Annotated in this window: 16 protein-coding genes and 1 tRNA gene; 4 read left to right on the top strand and 13 right to left on the bottom strand. The window is 60.9% G+C overall.

Annotated features, from left to right (window positions below; translation table 11 throughout):
* Window positions 1-21 precede the first annotated feature (21 nt).
* Window positions 22-417 (top strand): MerR family transcriptional regulator, encoded by a 396-nt coding sequence (locus dqs_RS07240; protein WP_011765087.1) that lies wholly within the window; start codon window positions 22-24, stop codon window positions 415-417.
* Between the two features lie 14 nt (window positions 418-431).
* On the opposite strand, the gene dqs_RS07235 is transcribed toward dqs_RS07240, so the two are convergent.
* Window positions 432-1,148, bottom strand: a complete 717-nt coding sequence (locus dqs_RS07235; protein WP_011765086.1) for a sulfite exporter TauE/SafE family protein — start codon at window positions 1,146-1,148, stop codon at window positions 432-434.
* A gap of 87 nt (window positions 1,149-1,235) precedes the next feature.
* The gene (gene hemN / locus dqs_RS07230) at window positions 1,236-2,627 is read right to left on the bottom strand and encodes an oxygen-independent coproporphyrinogen III oxidase (protein WP_011765085.1); all 1,392 of its coding nucleotides are present in this window, start codon (window positions 2,625-2,627) and stop codon (window positions 1,236-1,238) included.
* Between the two features lie 111 nt (window positions 2,628-2,738).
* Between hemN and fnr the strand changes: the two genes are divergently transcribed.
* Complete coding sequence (gene fnr, locus dqs_RS07225) at window positions 2,739-3,476, top strand: fumarate/nitrate reduction transcriptional regulator Fnr (protein ID WP_041642406.1); 738 nt, start codon at window positions 2,739-2,741, stop codon at window positions 3,474-3,476.
* Window positions 3,477-3,498: 22 nt separating this feature from the next.
* Here the strand turns inward: fnr and dqs_RS07220 are convergent, their stop codons facing one another.
* Complete coding sequence (locus tag dqs_RS07220; protein ID WP_236778756.1) at window positions 3,499-5,136, bottom strand: PHA/PHB synthase family protein; 1,638 nt, start codon at window positions 5,134-5,136, stop codon at window positions 3,499-3,501.
* Between the two features lie 318 nt (window positions 5,137-5,454).
* On the opposite strand from dqs_RS07220, the gene dqs_RS07215 reads away from it, so the two are divergent.
* The gene (locus dqs_RS07215; RefSeq protein WP_011765082.1) at window positions 5,455-5,898 is read left to right on the top strand and encodes a universal stress protein; all 444 of its coding nucleotides are present in this window, start codon (window positions 5,455-5,457) and stop codon (window positions 5,896-5,898) included.
* Between the two features lie 135 nt (window positions 5,899-6,033).
* Window positions 6,034-6,110: transfer RNA gene (locus dqs_RS07210), tRNA-Arg, on the top strand.
* A gap of 49 nt (window positions 6,111-6,159) precedes the next feature.
* On the opposite strand, the gene dqs_RS07205 is transcribed toward dqs_RS07210, so the two are convergent.
* From dqs_RS07205 to dqs_RS07170, 10 genes are all read right to left on the bottom strand, one after another.
* Window positions 6,160-6,396 carry a hypothetical protein gene (locus tag dqs_RS07205; RefSeq protein ID WP_011765081.1) on the bottom strand — a complete coding sequence of 79 codons (237 nt, stop codon included), beginning with the start codon at window positions 6,394-6,396 and terminating at the stop codon, window positions 6,160-6,162.
* A 30-nt stretch (window positions 6,397-6,426) separates the two neighbouring features.
* The gene (locus dqs_RS20465; protein WP_011765080.1) at window positions 6,427-6,576 is read right to left on the bottom strand and encodes a DUF3149 domain-containing protein; all 150 of its coding nucleotides are present in this window, start codon (window positions 6,574-6,576) and stop codon (window positions 6,427-6,429) included.
* A 25-nt stretch (window positions 6,577-6,601) separates the two neighbouring features.
* Window positions 6,602-7,117 carry a FixH family protein gene (locus tag dqs_RS07200; protein WP_065340062.1) on the bottom strand — a complete coding sequence of 172 codons (516 nt, stop codon included), beginning with the start codon at window positions 7,115-7,117 and terminating at the stop codon, window positions 6,602-6,604.
* Between the two features lie 4 nt (window positions 7,118-7,121).
* Entirely contained in the window at window positions 7,122-8,546 is a 1,425-nt protein-coding gene (gene ccoG / locus dqs_RS07195) for a cytochrome c oxidase accessory protein CcoG (RefSeq protein ID WP_065340061.1), read from the bottom strand.
* Window positions 8,547-8,620: 74 nt separating this feature from the next.
* On the bottom strand, window positions 8,621-9,514 hold the full coding sequence (gene ccoP, locus dqs_RS07190; RefSeq protein ID WP_011765077.1) for a cytochrome-c oxidase, cbb3-type subunit III: 894 nt from the start codon (window positions 9,512-9,514) through the stop codon (window positions 8,621-8,623).
* Window positions 9,515-9,517: 3 nt separating this feature from the next.
* Window positions 9,518-9,691 carry a CcoQ/FixQ family Cbb3-type cytochrome c oxidase assembly chaperone gene (locus dqs_RS20460; protein ID WP_011765076.1) on the bottom strand — a complete coding sequence of 58 codons (174 nt, stop codon included), beginning with the start codon at window positions 9,689-9,691 and terminating at the stop codon, window positions 9,518-9,520.
* 19 nt (window positions 9,692-9,710) lie between these two features.
* Window positions 9,711-10,346 (bottom strand): cytochrome-c oxidase, cbb3-type subunit II, encoded by a 636-nt coding sequence (gene ccoO / locus dqs_RS07185; RefSeq protein ID WP_011765075.1) that lies wholly within the window; start codon window positions 10,344-10,346, stop codon window positions 9,711-9,713.
* A 15-nt stretch (window positions 10,347-10,361) separates the two neighbouring features.
* Window positions 10,362-11,786, bottom strand: coding sequence for a cytochrome-c oxidase, cbb3-type subunit I (gene ccoN, locus dqs_RS07180; RefSeq protein ID WP_011765074.1), 1,425 nt, complete (start codon window positions 11,784-11,786; stop codon window positions 10,362-10,364).
* A gap of 366 nt (window positions 11,787-12,152) precedes the next feature.
* Window positions 12,153-12,362: a cbb3-type cytochrome oxidase assembly protein CcoS gene (gene ccoS / locus dqs_RS07175; protein ID WP_011765073.1), complete on the bottom strand. Its 210-nt coding sequence runs from the start codon at window positions 12,360-12,362 to the stop codon at window positions 12,153-12,155.
* Window positions 12,363-12,366: 4 nt separating this feature from the next.
* The gene (locus tag dqs_RS07170) at window positions 12,367-14,850 is read right to left on the bottom strand and encodes a heavy metal translocating P-type ATPase (RefSeq protein ID WP_065340060.1); all 2,484 of its coding nucleotides are present in this window, start codon (window positions 14,848-14,850) and stop codon (window positions 12,367-12,369) included.
* Between the last annotated feature and the right edge of the window lie 76 nt (window positions 14,851-14,926).

Raw genomic sequence — 14,926 nt, 5'->3', positions numbered from 1 at the left:
AAGGTACGGAGTCAACAGCGCATGGACCACACTTACACGATAGGGCAGCTTGCCGCGCAGGCCGAGGTCGGGGTCGAGACGATCCGCTACTACCACCGCAGGGGACTGCTGGCGGAACCCGAACGCCGGGGCAGCTACCGGGCGTATCAGGAGGACGACCTCGAACGATTGAAGGCGATCCGCCGCGCGCAACAGCTCGGCTTCTCGCTCGAGGAAATCGACGAGTTACTGGGATTGAACGAAGAACGCGACCGCGAGAAGGCGCGCCGGATTGCGCAGGGGAAGATCGACGATATCGAGGTGCGTATCCGCCAACTGGAGGAGATGCGCGGCGCGCTACGTGCCTTGGTGAAGTGCTGCCGGGACACCGAGGCACCGGCGCCCTGCCCCATTCTCAAGTCGCTGGCGGGAAAGTAGCCCCGATGCGCGCGTTACACGGCGCAGACCACACCGCTCCAGAGCGCGCCGCCCAGCGACTGCGCGTGGAACAGGCCGAACACACCGAAGCCCAACACGGCCAGACCCGCCACGAAGCGCACCTTTCCGTTGCGGGTAATGTCACGAAAACGCTTGAACAGCATTCCTGCAAGCAACAGGTTGGGCAACGTTCCCAGGCCAAACGCGAGCATGATGCCGGCGCCACGCGCCGCGGAGCCCGTCACCAAAGCGGTGGTCAAGACGCTGTACACCAGACCGCAAGGCAGAAAGCCCCACAAGGCCCCCAGCGGAAGCGCCTGACTCACCGAGCGTGCGGGGAGGAAGCGCCGGGTAAGCGGCTGCACCCTGCGCCACACGGCGTGCCCCGCACGCTCCACCGGCGCGAGTACGGAAGTGAATCCGGTGAGATAGAGCCCCAGTGCAACGAGCATCAGGTTCGCAAGCACATAAAGCGCCATCTGTGCCGGCAGCACGCCGCTGTAGATCATTCCGACCGAACCGAGTGCGCCGAGCAGCGCCCCCATCCCGGTATAGGTGCCGATACGGCCGAGGTTGTAGGCGAGATGCAGGGGCCACTGCCGGGCGGCGTCGTGCGGACCCTGCATCTTCTGGACGCTGAGCGCGCCGACGATTCCGCCACACATGCTGACGCAGTGGGTACCGCCGAGAAGGCCGATCAGGAAGACGGCGAGATAGCCGGACTCAGGCATGCTGGACACGGACCGCCGCGTTGCCGGGACGGCACTGCCGAAGATGGAAACCCTGCATCTTACGCCCCCGCTTCACCCACCAGAAGCTCAGATCACCTTCGAGTAGCGTGCCCGCTCACGGTCGGCGCGTAGATAGCGGTCGAACACCATTGCGATACCGCGGACCAGCATCCGGCCGGCGGGGAGCACGGTAATCCAGTCACCGTCGATCTCCAGAAGGCCCGCAGCCTGCATTTCCGCAAGGTCGGCGAGTTCAGCCGCAAAGTAGTCGCGGAAGTCGATGAGGTGGGCGATCTCGATCGACTGCATCGACAACTCGAAGTGGCACATCAGGGCCTGGATTACCGAACGCCGCAACAGATCGTCGGCGGTCAGCTCCACGCCGCGCAGCACCGGCAACTGGTCGCGATCGAGCGCGTCGTAGTATTCGTCGAGCGTCTTCACGTTCTGCGCGTAAGCCGCGCCAACCTTGCCGATCGCCGAGACACCGAACGCCAGCAGATCGCATTCGGCCTGCGTGGAGTAGCCCTGGAAGTTGCGGTGCAGACGCCCTTGCCGCTGGGCCACCGTCAGTTCGTCGTCCGGCTTGGCGAAATGATCCATGCCGATGTACACGTAACCGGCTTCGGTGAGGCGGCGAATCGCCAGTTGCAGAATCTGCAGCTTGGCTTCCGGCGTCGGCATGTCGCTTTGCAGGATGCGGCGCTGCGGTTTGAACAATCCGGGCAAGTGCGCGTAGCTGTAGAGGGAGATGCGGTCCGGCGAAATGTCGAGGACCTGCTCCAGCGTGCGATTGAAGCTGATGACGTTTTGCTTGGGCAGGCCGTAGATCAGATCGAGGCTGACCGACTTGAAGCCGGTGGCGCGCGCCGCGTCGATCACCAACCGGGTCTCTTCGACGCTCTGCACGCGGTTCACCGCGCGCTGCACATCATCGGAGAAATCCTGCACTCCGACGCTCATCCGGTTGAAACCGAGATTGGCGAGCATTTCCACCGTATCGAAATCGACCTTGCGCGGATCGACCTCGATCGAATACTCGCCGTTCGGGGCCAGGTTGAAGAAGCGCCGCACCGCGTCCATCAGCTGATGCATTTCCTCGTGCGACAGGAAGGTGGGCGTTCCGCCGCCAAGGTGAAGCTGCGTGACCTGCCGGCTTCCTCCGAGCGCAGCAACCTGCATCTCGATCTCTTTCTCAAGGTATTTCAGATACTTGGCAGAGCGCCCATGATCCTTGGTGATGATCTTGTTGCAGGCGCAGTAGTAGCAGATCGTATTGCAGAACGGGATGTGGAAGTATAATGACAGCGGCCGACTCACCCCGCCGACGGCGCGCTTGGCAAGCCAATCCTGCAATGCGTTGGCGTCGAATGCCTCAACGAATCGGTCTGCCGTGGGGTACGATGTGTAACGGGGACCGTTCACATCGAAGCGACGGATGAGTTGCGGATCGAAGATGAGATCTGGCTGGGCGTTCATGGGTGTGCTGTTGCTGGGCGTACCAAACGATCGCAGAAAGCCGGCTCGATGTGGTTGACATGGATCAACGCGGCCAATCTCCTGCGGATTCGGAGCAAGTTTATCGTGCAAATGAAGGCGGTGCCGATTACGGTTGCCGGACTGAAGACGGCGTGTTCGCAGTGCAATCTCGTCGAACTCTGCCTTCCCTTCGGGATGAGCGAAAATGAAATCGACCGTCTCGACGAGCTGGTAGGTGCGCGCCGCAAGATCAAGCGTCAGCAGCACCTGTACCGGGCCGGCGACCCTTTCGAAGCAATCTACGCGATCCGCACGGGCTCATTCAAGACCGACGTCCTCCTCGAGGATGGGCGGGACCAGGTCACCGGCTTCCAGATGACCGGCGAGATCCTCGGCCTGGACGGCATCAGCAGCGAGGTTCATTCCTGCAACGCGATTGCGCTGGAGGACAGCGAAGTCTGCGTCATTGCCTACGGCAAGCTGGAAGAACTGTCGCGCGAGGTCGAAGGCCTGCAGCATCAGTTTCACAAGGTGATGAGTCGTGAGATCGTTCGCGACCACGGCGTGATGATGCTTCTCGGCTCCATGCGCGCCGAGGAAAGGCTGGCTGCATTCTTGCTGAACATGTCCCAGCGCTTCACCGCACGCGGTTTTTCTGCGGCGGAGTTTCACCTGCGCATGACGCGGGAGGAGATCGGCTCCTACCTGGGGCTGAAGCTCGAAACCGTCTCCCGCGCGTTCTCCCGCTTCCAGGAGGAAGGCCTAGTCACGGTGCAGCAGAAGCACATCCGGATTCTCGACAGCGGGGGCCTGAAGAAGCTGATACAACACCAACCTGCGTGTCGCTAGTTCCTCCCGCCCCACTTCACCGCTATTTTTCCAGCACGTAGGTTCCTGGCGCCGGCGCCAAAGCCGGAAAGGCAGCATTGGCGACCGGTCGCGCGTCGACCAGTTCGCCCGCCCGCGGCTTCAACCACTGCATCCAGTCCTCCCACCAACTCCCCTCGTGGCGTTCGGCCCGGTCCAACCATGCCTCAGCCGATTCCGAGCGATGCGCTTCGGCTGCGCGATAGTTTCGCTTGGGCGGCTGAACGACCGGGTTGACGATGCCGAGGATGTGCCCCGAACTCGATAGCACGTAGCGCTTTGGGCCGGTTACAAAATTATTGATGCGGAAGGTCTGCCCCCACGGAGCGATGTGATCATCCTCCGCCGCGACGGCGTACAGCGGTTGCGAGATCGCAGCGAGGTCGAGCGGTTCGCCTGCCACCACCAGCGCGTCCTTCTGAATCAACCTGTTGTGCAGATACAGCTCCCTGAGATACCAGGAGTGCATCGCATAGGGCATCCGCGTCGCGTCCATGTTCCAGTACAGCACGTCGAACGAGGCCGGTGTTTCGCCATACAGCCAGCCGTGGACTACGTAGTGCCATATGAGACTGTTCGAACGCAGCAGGCGGAAAGCGGATGCCATCTCCTTGCCTTCCAGATAACCGGTTCGGGCCATGTTTCCGGTCAGGTAGCGGATGCTCGACTCGTCGATGAACACCTCGATGTCGCCCGGCTTCTGAAAATCGACGAGCGTGGTAAAGACGGTCCAGTCTGCCACCGGAACCGCTTCGGCCGGAAAGTGGCGATTGGCCCACGCCATGTACATGCTGAGGGCAGTGCCACCGATGCAGTACCCCACCGCATGCACCTTCTCGGCGCCTGCGAGCCCTCGCGCCGTCTCTACCGCGGCGTGCACCCCGCGTGTGACGTAGTCGTCGAACGTCACATCCCGCATCGAGGCGTCAGGGTTCTTCCAGCTTGTAATGAATACGTCCAGTCCCTGTTCGAGCAGGTAACGAATCAGGCTCTTCTTCGGAACGAGATCGAGGATGTAGAACTTGTTGATCCACGGAGTGACGATGACGACCGGATCGCGGTGCACTTGCGGACGAGTGGGTTGGTAATGAATCACCTCCAAGAGGTCGTTCCTGAACACGACCGCGCCGGGCGTCGTCGCCAGGTTCTTGCCCACCTCGAAGTCATCGGGACGAGTCATCCGCACTTCACCCGCGCGAACGTCGTCGAGGAAATTGCCGAACCCGCGGACCAGGCTCTCACCCTTCGTTTCCCACGCCTTTCGCACTGCGACCGGATTCGTCCAGAAGAAATTGGTCGGCGCGACCGCATTCAGCCATTTCCGCCACCAGAACGCCGCCCGCCGCCGCTCCTTCCCCGTCAGACCCGGCGTGTCATAGAGCATGTCCTGGACGTGGTGAGTCAGCGCCAGATACCACTCTTTGGTGAGATCCCAGGTCGGCGACTCAGTCCAGACCGGATCGGCAAAACGCGCATCGTCCGGATTCGGCCGCACCGGATCTTCGCTGTCGAGGCCGAGAACCCGGTTCCAGGAATGCCATTGCAGACGCCACAGGTCGGAGGAAAGACGCAGAAGACGATCTGCCAGCTCCTGCGGATGCGCAGCCCAAGCCAGCTGGGCGTGAATGATAGGCGCCGCCATCCCGAGCGGATCGAAGGACCCCTCGACCGCTTCGTGCAGTTGCTTGATCGAACGCTTTACGGTTTGACCTGGGTCGAGTCGCTCGCTCTTGTTCATCACGTCTCCAAGCTTCGAAATGACAGGGGCTTTTCCATTTTGCCACGGCAGCCCAACCAACATCGTCGGTGATGACTCCCACGGTACGCGGAGGTTCCCACGCAGATCATCCCCTCCCTTCCCGGCCTCCACGTTGACCTTCATCATCCAGACCCACTCCCGCCGGGAGCTATAATCGGGTCGGGTATTGAAAATAAACGCATCAACCAAGGGAGGTGCGCAATGTTCAAGCACATTCTGGTACCGACGGACGGGTCAGCCTTGTCGGAGAGTACGGTGGCTCGGGCGGTATCCTTCGCACGCGACGCCTCGGCCCGCATCACGTTCTTCTACGCTCAACCGGACTTCCCGATGCCGATCTACGGCGAAGGCGCCCTGATCGACCCGACGACCCCCGAACAGTTTGCCAAAGCGGCAGCTCAAGAAGCCGAACGCATCCTGAACGCCGCCAAAGCCGTTGCCGACGCTTCCGGCGTACTGGCAGACACTGACACATTGGTAAACGAGGTGCCGTACGAGGCGATTATCAATGCGGCGGACCGGCACGGATGCGACCTCATATTCATGGCGTCCCACGGACGACGGGGCCTTGCCAGCCTGCTTCTGGGTAGCGAAACCCAGAAGGTCCTCACCCACAGTACGATTCCAGTCCTCGTCTATCGCTAACGGCAAAATTTTTCTTGCCATCCATCAGGATATTGTCTATTATGCGCTCCGTTGTTCGAACACAAGCGCAGCAAAAAACGACGGAAGAAAAACCTTCCCAAGTTAAACAGTTAGTGCTATAGTTCAAATCTTTCAGCGCCCGTAGCTCATCTGGATAGAGTACCTGGCTACGAACCAGGGGGTAGGAGGTTCGAATCCTTCCGGGCGCGCCAAATAAACAAAAAAGCCACTCTCAGAGTGGCTTTTTTGTTTTCTACGCTTTCAGTCTCGTTGATTAACCTCGTCCGAGGTTCGCTGAAAGAACAGGGTTGTCAGACTTGAAGCGGCGCATATCAACCAGAATCCGATGAACCCTATCGAATATGTCGAGATCGGCGAAAAATGCACCGCCTCCCCTTGGAAGTAGAGTTCCTGAGGGTCGATGACGGTAAAAAAGGCGGCCTCGGCGAGAGCCGCGACGAGGAACGAGGGCCACAGCACTTGAATCCACTTGAGCATCTCAACCTCCTTATTACCGCCATCGAATAATCACTGATGCCGCAACTTGGCTTTTTGCTCATCCTCCGCCATGTGGCGAACAGCAAACCGGTAGATGTAGACGCCCATCACCAGGACGAAACCGATCGTGAAGAGGCTGAGCAAACCGATGTCGCTACCGAATAACTCTCTCCAAGCCATGACGACTCTCCTTTCAAGACGCAGTTCATGATCCGGTCGGATTGATCCGGATCTCCGTCTCTGTCGGGAGGTAAGCGGCCCCGTTCATTCGCCAGGCGCGGGGCTCGTCTTCTATTTGGAACAACCAGCGACCGGTTGCGAGCGGGCTGATCTTGACTTCAAACACCCCGTCTCGCCCCGTCACCACCATCTCCTGATCCAGGCCACCCTTGGTCGGATGCGATACCGTCAAGCGAACAGTACCGGGAAGCGTGACACTGGGCACCGACGACGACAACACGATCAACACCCGGTCCGTACTGATGTTCAGTTGCGCGGACAACCCGAGTTGTTTGGCCCGCTCGGTCCGTTCGATAGTCTGGACGAACGCCTTCCCTTCTCGGTAATAGTCATCCACGACCAGGCCGTCCCAACTCCTGATCGCGAGGATCAGCGTAATCACGCCAGCGACAATAGCAGTCGCCGGAATCGCAATCAGGAACCACGGCCAACCTTGTCGGTACCAGGGTGCAGCTTTCTTCTGGGTCACACTAAAGCTCATCGAATCAATTCGGCATAAGGAAAGTGGTCTTTTCCCGCAATCGTTCCTGCGGCGCATCATCAGGCGCCACCACGATGAACAGCTCGTTTGCGCCAGACTTGCCTACCCCACCCGGCACCAATACCCGAAGCGTCACGGATTGGGTCGACGCCGGCGGAACGGAGATGGAAGTCTCCGCGGAGCCGATCCGGGCCTGGTCCAAACCTTCGACACCGAAGTGGAAGCTTCTCGCCGATTCTGTCATGTTCATCACCTGCAGGCGATAAACGTTTTCGATCATTCCGTCTTCAACCTCACGAGCTAGAGACGTCCGATCACGCAGCACATCGACACGCAGCGGTTCGCGCGTCGCCAACCCCCACAGAAACGCCAAACTGACCAAGGCCAGCACGCCGCCGTATATCAGCGTACGCGGCCGCAGCACGTGGCCAATGATCTCCTTGCTTCCCCAGTGTTTCTTGACCGCATTCTCGGTCGAATATCGGATGAGCCCCTTGGGATAGCTCATCTTCTCCATCACCTGATCGCAGGCGTCGATACAGGCGGCACACCCTATGCACTCATACTGGAGCCCCTTCCGGATGTCGATCCCGGTGGGGCACACCTGTACACAGATTCCGCAATCGATACAGTCACCTTTCCCGACCGACTTAGGATCCACGCCCTTCTTGCGGGTTCCGCGCGGCTCGCCACGCTCTTCGTCGTATGTGATGACGAGCGTGTCGGCGTCGAACATGACGCTCTGAAAACGGGCGTAAGGGCACATGTACTTGCATACCTGCTCCCTCATTACGCCCGCGAACAAATAGGTAAAGCCGGCGTAGAACAGGATCCAGAAAAGCTCCCACGGCCCAAAGCTCAGCGACGAGACCGAAGCGAGCATTTCGCGCAGCGGTGAAAAATACGAAACGAAGGTGAATCCGGTCCACAGTGCAACCGCACCCCAGGCGCCATATTTGGCCGCCTTGATAGCGATCTTGCGTACGCCGAGCGGCGCCTTGTCGAGTTTGGCGCGCTTATTGTGGTCACCTTCGATCTTCTGCTCTATCCACATGAAGATTTCGGTATAGACCGTCTGCGGACAGGCATATCCGCACCACAACCGCCCCGCGATTGCCGTAAAGAAGAACAGGGCATACGCGGAGATGATCAACAGGATCGCCAGGAAGAAGACGTCCTGCGGCCAGAACACCCAACCGAAAATATAGAACTTGCGCTCAGTCAGATGAAAGAGGACAGCCTGACGATCGTTCCATGTCAGCCATGGCAGACCGTAGAAGATCAGCTGGGTAAACCACACCAACGCCCAGCGCCAGGTCGCGAACGTCCCGGAGACCGCTCTGGTATAGACCTTTTTGCGCACGGCATAGAGGGAGTCTTCCATCTCGTCCGCGACGGAGGTTTTTGGGGAAGGTAGCGGTTCGTTCATGATCGTTTTATTAGTAGATTCTTATTTTATTGACCAGAAAATGTCCCCGGGGAAAACCCCCGGGGACAACTCCATTACTTCTTGTTGCTGAGGCTGGTCACATAAGCAGCCAGCAGGTGAATCTTCGCGTCACCCAGGAAAGCCTGGAAGGTCGGCATCTGGTTGGTCCGGCCATTGGTCACCGTTTCGATGATCGTGGCCTCCGACGAACCGTAGAGCCAGGACTTGTTCGTCAGGTTGGGAGCGCCCACCGCCGTGCTGCCCGTGCCGTCCGCGCCGTGGCAAGCCACACAGTTCTGGGCAAAAATGTCCTTGCCGCGCTGCGCCCGCAGGGAGTCGTGCGCCAGACCGGACAGCGAGCGGACATAGTTTGCGACGTCCTTCACGCCTTCGGCACCGAGCGCAGGCCCGAACGGGGGCATCACGCCCATGCGGCCGCCGGTGATGGTGGTCTTGATCGTTTCCGGATCTCCGCCCCAGTTCCATTCATCGTCGGTCAGGTTCGGAAAGCCCTTTGCGCCCTGCGCCGCAGCGCCGTGGCATTGAGCGCAATACGTCAGGAACATCCGCTGCCCCATCGCGTTAGCTTCGGGGTCCGCAGCAACCACCTTCAAATCCTTATCCAGGTACTGGTTAAAGATCGGTGCGTAGCGCTCTTCGGCTTTCGCCATCTCGTTTTCGTACTGATGGAGTGCGCCGCGACCGTCGTTGGTACGACCAAAGCCGGGATAGATCGCCAGATACACCACCGCGAACACGAGGGTGATCCAGAACAGGTACATCCACCAACGCGGCAGCGGATTGTTGTATTCCGCCAGCGTCTCGTCCCACACGTGCCCGTGCAGCTCAACCGGGCCCGCTTCCCGCTTGGTCGTGTTCGACACGAGTACGAACACACAGAACAGCAGGCTCAGGGCAACGAGACCCATCACATACACGTTCCAGAAACCGCTAACAAAGTCAGCCATTTTTTATCCTTCCTTTCCTTGCCGGCCTGCAACGACCGGATCCTCATCGGTCAAGGGCAGGCGCGCCGCTTCATCAAAACCGGCTTTCGCATGTCCGCTATATGCCCAAGCGCAGATTGCGAGAAAGCACAGAAAACCCATGACGGTGATGACTGTCCTGAGATCGTTGACGTCCATGGCGCGCTCCTGACTACCTTTACCGTACGTTCTGCAGTGCGAGGCCCAGGCCCTGGAGGTAGGCAACAACCGCCTCGATCTCCGTGATGCCTTTGACCTTCTCCGGCGCAGCGGCGATTTCGTCATCGCTGTACTTGTGGAGACCGACCTTGTTGAGGGCGCGCATCTTGTCCTGGATGTTGTCGACCTTCGCCGGGCGATCGAGCCAGGCATACCCCGGCATATTGGACTCGGGAACAACATCGCGCGGATTCAGCAGGTGGACGCGATGCCATTCATCCGAGTAACGACCGCCGACCCGGGCCAGATCCGGACCCGTACGCTTCGAACCCCACTGGAACGGATGGTCGTAAATCGACTCACCGGCAACCGAGTAATGGCCGTAGCGCTCGGTTTCGGCGCGGAAGGGACGGATCATCTGCGAGTGGCAGTTGTAGCAGCCTTCGCGGATATAGATGTCACGACCGACGAGGCGAACCGGGTCGTACGGCTTGACCGCGAGTTCGTTGCCCTTCTGGTCAATCGGAGAAGTCGTGGACTTCTGGAAGAACAGCGGAACGATCTCCACCAACCCCCCGACGCTCACGGTCAGGAGGGTCAGCACGATCATCAGGAATACGCTCCGCTCGATTGCTGCGTGTTTGGATTGAGCCATTCTCGAAATACTCCCTTAGGCGTGAGCGGCGGCAGGCGCGATGACCGGGGCGTTGTAAGCCTTTTCGCCCGCGATGGTCTTCACCATGTTGTAGAACATGATCAGCATGCCGGTCAGGAACAGAACGCCACCCAGAAGGCGGATCGACCAGAACGGATAGCTCGCCTTGACGCCTTCCACGAACGAGTAGGTCAGGGTGCCGTCCGGGTTGGTCGCACGCCACATCAGACCTTGCATCACGCCGGCGATCCACATCGAGGCGATGTAGAGCACGACGCCGATGGTCGCGATCCAGAAGTGGGCGTTGATCAACTTCACGCTGTACATCTCGGTCTTGCCGTACAGGCGCGGCAGCAGGAAATACACGGAGCCGATCGAGATCATCGCAACCCAGCCCAGCGCGCCGGAGTGCACGTGACCCACGGTCCAGTCGGTGTAGTGGGAGAGCGCATTGACGGTCTTCACCGACATCATCGGGCCTTCGAAGGTCGACATGCCGTAGAACGAGAGCGCGGTGATCAGGAACTTCAGGATCGGGTCGGTACGAAGCTTATGCCAGGCGCCCGACAGGGTCATGATGCCGTTGATCATGCCACCCCACGACGGAGCCAGCAGGATCAGCGAGAAGATCATGCCGACGGACTGGGTCCAGTCCGGCAGGGCCGTGTAGTGCAGGTGGTGAGGACCTGCCCACATGTAGGTGAAGATCAGCGCCCAGAAGTGCACCACGGACAGGCGGTACGAGTAGACCGGACGATCGGCTTGTTTCGGCACGAAGTAATACATCATGCCGAGGAAGCCCGCCGTCAGGAAGAAGCCGACAGCGTTGTGGCCGTACCACCACTGAACCATGGCGTCCTGGACACCGGCGTACGCCGAGTAGGACTTGGTAAGGCTGACCGGAATTGCCATGCTGTTAACAATGTGCAGCAGGGCGACGGTGATGATGAAAGCACCGTAGAACCAGTTGGCGACATAGATGTGAGCGACGGTACGCTTGGCAACGGTACCGAAGAACACCACCGCATAGGAAACCCACACAACCGCAATCAGCAGGTCGATCGGCCACTCCAGCTCCGCATACTCCTTACCGGAGGTGAAACCGAGCGGAAGCGTGATCGCAGCCAGCACGATGACCAGTTGCCAGCCCCAGAAGGTGAAGGCCGCCAGACCCGGCGCGAACAGACGGGTGTGACAGGTGCGCTGCACGACGTAATAGGACGTTGCGAACAGCGCGCACCCACCGAATGCGAAGATGACCGCATTGGTGTGGAGCGGACGAAGCCGGCCGTAGCCAAGCCACTCGTGAACGTTCAGTTCGGGCCATACGAGCTGTGCCGCGGCAATGACGCCGACTAGCATGCCCACAATGCCCCACACCACCGTCATGATGGCGAACTGGCGCACGACTTTGTAGTTATAAGTCGCTTGCGATTGCATGAGTCACCTCTTAGTTAAAAACCCCTTGTAAAGCCTACCGACCAGCCGGACCCAGGCTGGCGATGATCCTTCAACCGTCGGAAGGATACCCTCGGGTCGACTCCTGAACTTGATTCAGATCAAGATTCTATTGCACCGCAACGGTGCAATGAAGTGAGACTGACCCCGCAAATCGAGCAGGCGAGTAAACCGTGAACGATACACCAGCGGGAGGGTCGAGGCGAAAAAAAAGGGTGCGTATTGAACGCACCCCCAACCCCAACAGAGAGCCATAAGTCCTGCAGTTGTTGCCCGTGAAGGCTCACCGGCAACAGGAAATCCATGGCTGCAGTATGCCTTTATCGCGGCGGCAGGCATTGACCTAGATCAAACATCGCGCCGGTCCGGTGAATCCGGCATGGGCTTGTCGGTGTCGGCGGGTTTGGCCGGGAGTTCGTCGCGGTCGTCGAGCAGCAGGCGGTATGCGGGCCCCTCCAGGTCGTCGTACTGCCCGTCCCTCAACGACCACCAGAACACGACGCCGATCACGAAGACCAGCACCACGGACAAAGGAATCAGCAGGTAGAGGGTTTCCATAGCGTCAATACCTGTTGCGACGGCCGCGCTGCAGGCGCATCGCGTTGAGCACGACCAGCAGCGAGCTGCCCGCCATGCCGATACCTGCCATCCACGGCGTGACCAGTCCCGCCATCGCCAGCGGCACCGACGTGAAGTTGTAGATGAAGGACCACCACAGGTTCTGCCGGATGATCCGCAGCGTCTGCCGTGCGAGCACCATGCCCCGCGCGAGGGATGACAGGTCTTCCCCGAGCAGAACAATATCCGCCTGGTTGCGGGCGAGATCCGTTCCTCCGCCCATCGCAACCGAGACGTGCGCCTGGGCGAGCACCGGCGCGTCATTGACGCCGTCCCCGACCATTGCGACCACCGCCTCCGGGCGCTGCTGCAAGCCGACGATGTAGGCCTGCTTCCCCTGCGGCGTCATCCCGCCATGGGCATCCTCTATCCCGAGAGCCGCCGCCGTCGCAGCGACAACGGTAGGCGCGTCTCCCGACAGCAGACTGACCTTCACTCCGTCGTCGGCCAATCTGCGGACCAGTTCCGGAGCCTCCGGGCGCAATACGTCGGCGAGGCGGAACAGCGCGAGCACTTCAGACGCCGAACCAAGTGCAACGACGCTGCCGCCGCGCGCTTCGACCTCGGCGAGACAGGACGGCAGACTCACACCGGCGTGGCCTGCGACGAAATCGGGCCGTCCCACCCACAGCGGCTGCTGGTCGACCACGCCGCCCACACCCTGTCCGGTTTCCACCATTACCTCGGTCGCCACCGACGTGGATTTGGGCGCAGCCTCGCGCAGGCCCGCCGCGATCGGATGCTCCGAACCGGCCTCAAGCGCAGCCGCCAGCCGTAGTACCTCCTGCTCCGCCACGCCTGCCAGGGGCACCACCTCGACCAGCGTCATTCGGCCCCGGGTCAAGGTGCCGGTCTTGTCCAGCAGCACGTGGTTGACGCGGGCGAGCGTCTCGACCGCATGGCCTCGCGTGACGAGAACGCCCGTCCGCGCGAGCACGTCCGTGGCCACGGTCAGCGCGGTGGGCGTCGCCAGCGACAGCGCGCACGGACAGGCGACCACGAGGACGGAGACGAACACCCACAGTGCGCGTTGCGGTTCGACGAGATACCAGCCGATGCCCGTTGCCGCGGCCAGCACCAGCAGCAGGACAATGAAGATACCCGCCACCCGGTCGGACTGCGTCGCCACGCGTGGCTTCTCTTCGGCAGCCCGTTCCATCAGGCGCCGGATCGCCGCCAATCGGGTCGCGTCGCCCACCTGCTCCACTCGGAACACCAGGGGGCTGGATATATTGATGCTGCCGCCGGTGACTGGATCGCCAGAGGTCTTCGACACCGGCTTGCTTTCGCCGGTCAGCAAAGCCTCGTTGGCGTCGCTGCGGCCATCCTCCACGACCCCGTCAGCTGCAATCACCTCGCCGGGACGCACTCGCACCAGATCACCGACCGCGAGTTCAGAAACGGGAACGCGCGAGGACTCGCCCGCAGAGTCCAGCCGCTCCGCAAACGCCGGAATGACCTTTCCAAGCTCCTCCACGCCCCGAACCGCCTTCTGGCGCGCGAGCATTTCGAGATAACGCCCTCCAAGCAGGAAGAACACGAACATCGTCACCGAGTCGTAATAGACCTCGGGACCGTTTGTCAGCGTTGCCCAAAGGCTGGCGAGAAAGGCGCTTCCGACGCCGAGCGCGACCGGCACGTCCATGCCCAGACGGCGCAGACGCAGATCGCGCCAAGCGCGGCGGAAGAACGGCGCTGCAGAGTACAGGACGACCGGCAGCGTCAGCAGCAGACTGGCCCAGCGCATCAAGGCTTCGATGTCCGCGGTCATCTCGCCTTCGCGCGCGATGTACACCGGCACCGCGTACATCATCACCTGCATCATGCCGAAGCCGGCGACGAACACTCGCCACAGCATCGAGCGGCGCTCACGGTGCGCGATCTGCTCCGAGCGCTCGGCGTCGTAGGGATATGCACGATAGCCGATCGCCGCGACCGCACTCAGGATGTCGGAGAGCTTGATCTGGCGCTCGTCCCACCGCACACGGGCACGACGGGTAGCGTAGTTGATGTCGACCGCGGAGACCCCAGGCTGGCGCGCCACGTGGCGTTCGTTCAACCAGACACAGGCTGCGCAGGTGATGCCCTCGAGAATCAGCGAGGCCTCGCGCTCGTGCTCCCCCACGGGGCGCACGAAGGACTTCTGGAAATCAGGGTGATCGAAAAGGCCGAGTTCCTGGAGTTCCGGCGGCATCGCCTCGCGGCGCGACTCCGGCATCGCGTCGCGGTGGCGGTAGTAATCTTCCAGACCGTTATCGACGATCGAGCGCGCGACCGCTTCGCAGCCGATGCAGCACATGCGGCGGTTGGCGCCGTCGATCCGCACGTAGTGGTGGGTATCGGACGGAATCGGCAGGCCGCAGTGATAGCAGTCGGAATCACTGGCGGCGGTCGCCGCATCGGCAACCGGCAAGTCGGGTGAGTTCATGGAGCGGGGAAACCGCCGGACGCCGCAACGGCACCGGGGACTTCCCGGAGGTCACGACGGGAAGCAGCTGTTGTAG

It is taken from the genome of Azoarcus olearius, from assembly GCF_001682385.1.
GTDB lineage: Bacteria > Pseudomonadota > Gammaproteobacteria > Burkholderiales > Rhodocyclaceae > Azoarcus > Azoarcus olearius.
This window is presented reverse-complemented; position numbering and strand designations above follow the sequence as displayed.

Bases quoted from the DNA above. Each gene is read 5' to 3' on its own strand.
- ccoS (WP_011765073.1), bottom strand. From the start codon at position 12,362: ATGGAAACCCTCTACCTGCTGATTCCTTTGTCCGTGGTGCTGGTCTTC.
- dqs_RS07235 (WP_011765086.1), bottom strand. From the start codon at position 1,148: ATGCCTGAGTCCGGCTATCTCGCCGTCTTCCTGATCGGCCTTCTCGGC.
- dqs_RS07220 (WP_236778756.1), bottom strand. From the start codon at position 5,136: ATGGCGGCGCCTATCATTCACGCCCAGCTGGCTTGGGCTGCGCATCCG.
- dqs_RS07240 (WP_011765087.1), top strand. From the start codon at position 22: ATGGACCACACTTACACGATAGGGCAGCTTGCCGCGCAGGCCGAGGTC.
- dqs_RS20460 (WP_011765076.1), bottom strand. From the start codon at position 9,691: ATGGACGTCAACGATCTCAGGACAGTCATCACCGTCATGGGTTTTCTG.
- ccoO (WP_011765075.1), bottom strand. From the start codon at position 10,346: ATGGCTCAATCCAAACACGCAGCAATCGAGCGGAGCGTATTCCTGATG.
- ccoG (WP_065340061.1), bottom strand. From the start codon at position 8,546: ATGAACGAACCGCTACCTTCCCCAAAAACCTCCGTCGCGGACGAGATG.
- hemN (WP_011765085.1), bottom strand. From the start codon at position 2,627: ATGAACGCCCAGCCAGATCTCATCTTCGATCCGCAACTCATCCGTCGC.
- ccoP (WP_011765077.1), bottom strand. From the start codon at position 9,514: ATGGCTGACTTTGTTAGCGGTTTCTGGAACGTGTATGTGATGGGTCTC.
- dqs_RS07205 (WP_011765081.1), bottom strand. From the start codon at position 6,396: ATGCTCAAGTGGATTCAAGTGCTGTGGCCCTCGTTCCTCGTCGCGGCT.
- dqs_RS07215 (WP_011765082.1), top strand. From the start codon at position 5,455: ATGTTCAAGCACATTCTGGTACCGACGGACGGGTCAGCCTTGTCGGAG.
- dqs_RS20465 (WP_011765080.1), bottom strand. From the start codon at position 6,576: ATGGCTTGGAGAGAGTTATTCGGTAGCGACATCGGTTTGCTCAGCCTC.
- fnr (WP_041642406.1), top strand. From the start codon at position 2,739: ATGAAGGCGGTGCCGATTACGGTTGCCGGACTGAAGACGGCGTGTTCG.
- dqs_RS07200 (WP_065340062.1), bottom strand. From the start codon at position 7,117: ATGAGCTTTAGTGTGACCCAGAAGAAAGCTGCACCCTGGTACCGACAA.
- dqs_RS07170 (WP_065340060.1), bottom strand. From the start codon at position 14,850: ATGAACTCACCCGACTTGCCGGTTGCCGATGCGGCGACCGCCGCCAGT.
- ccoN (WP_011765074.1), bottom strand. From the start codon at position 11,786: ATGCAATCGCAAGCGACTTATAACTACAAAGTCGTGCGCCAGTTCGCC.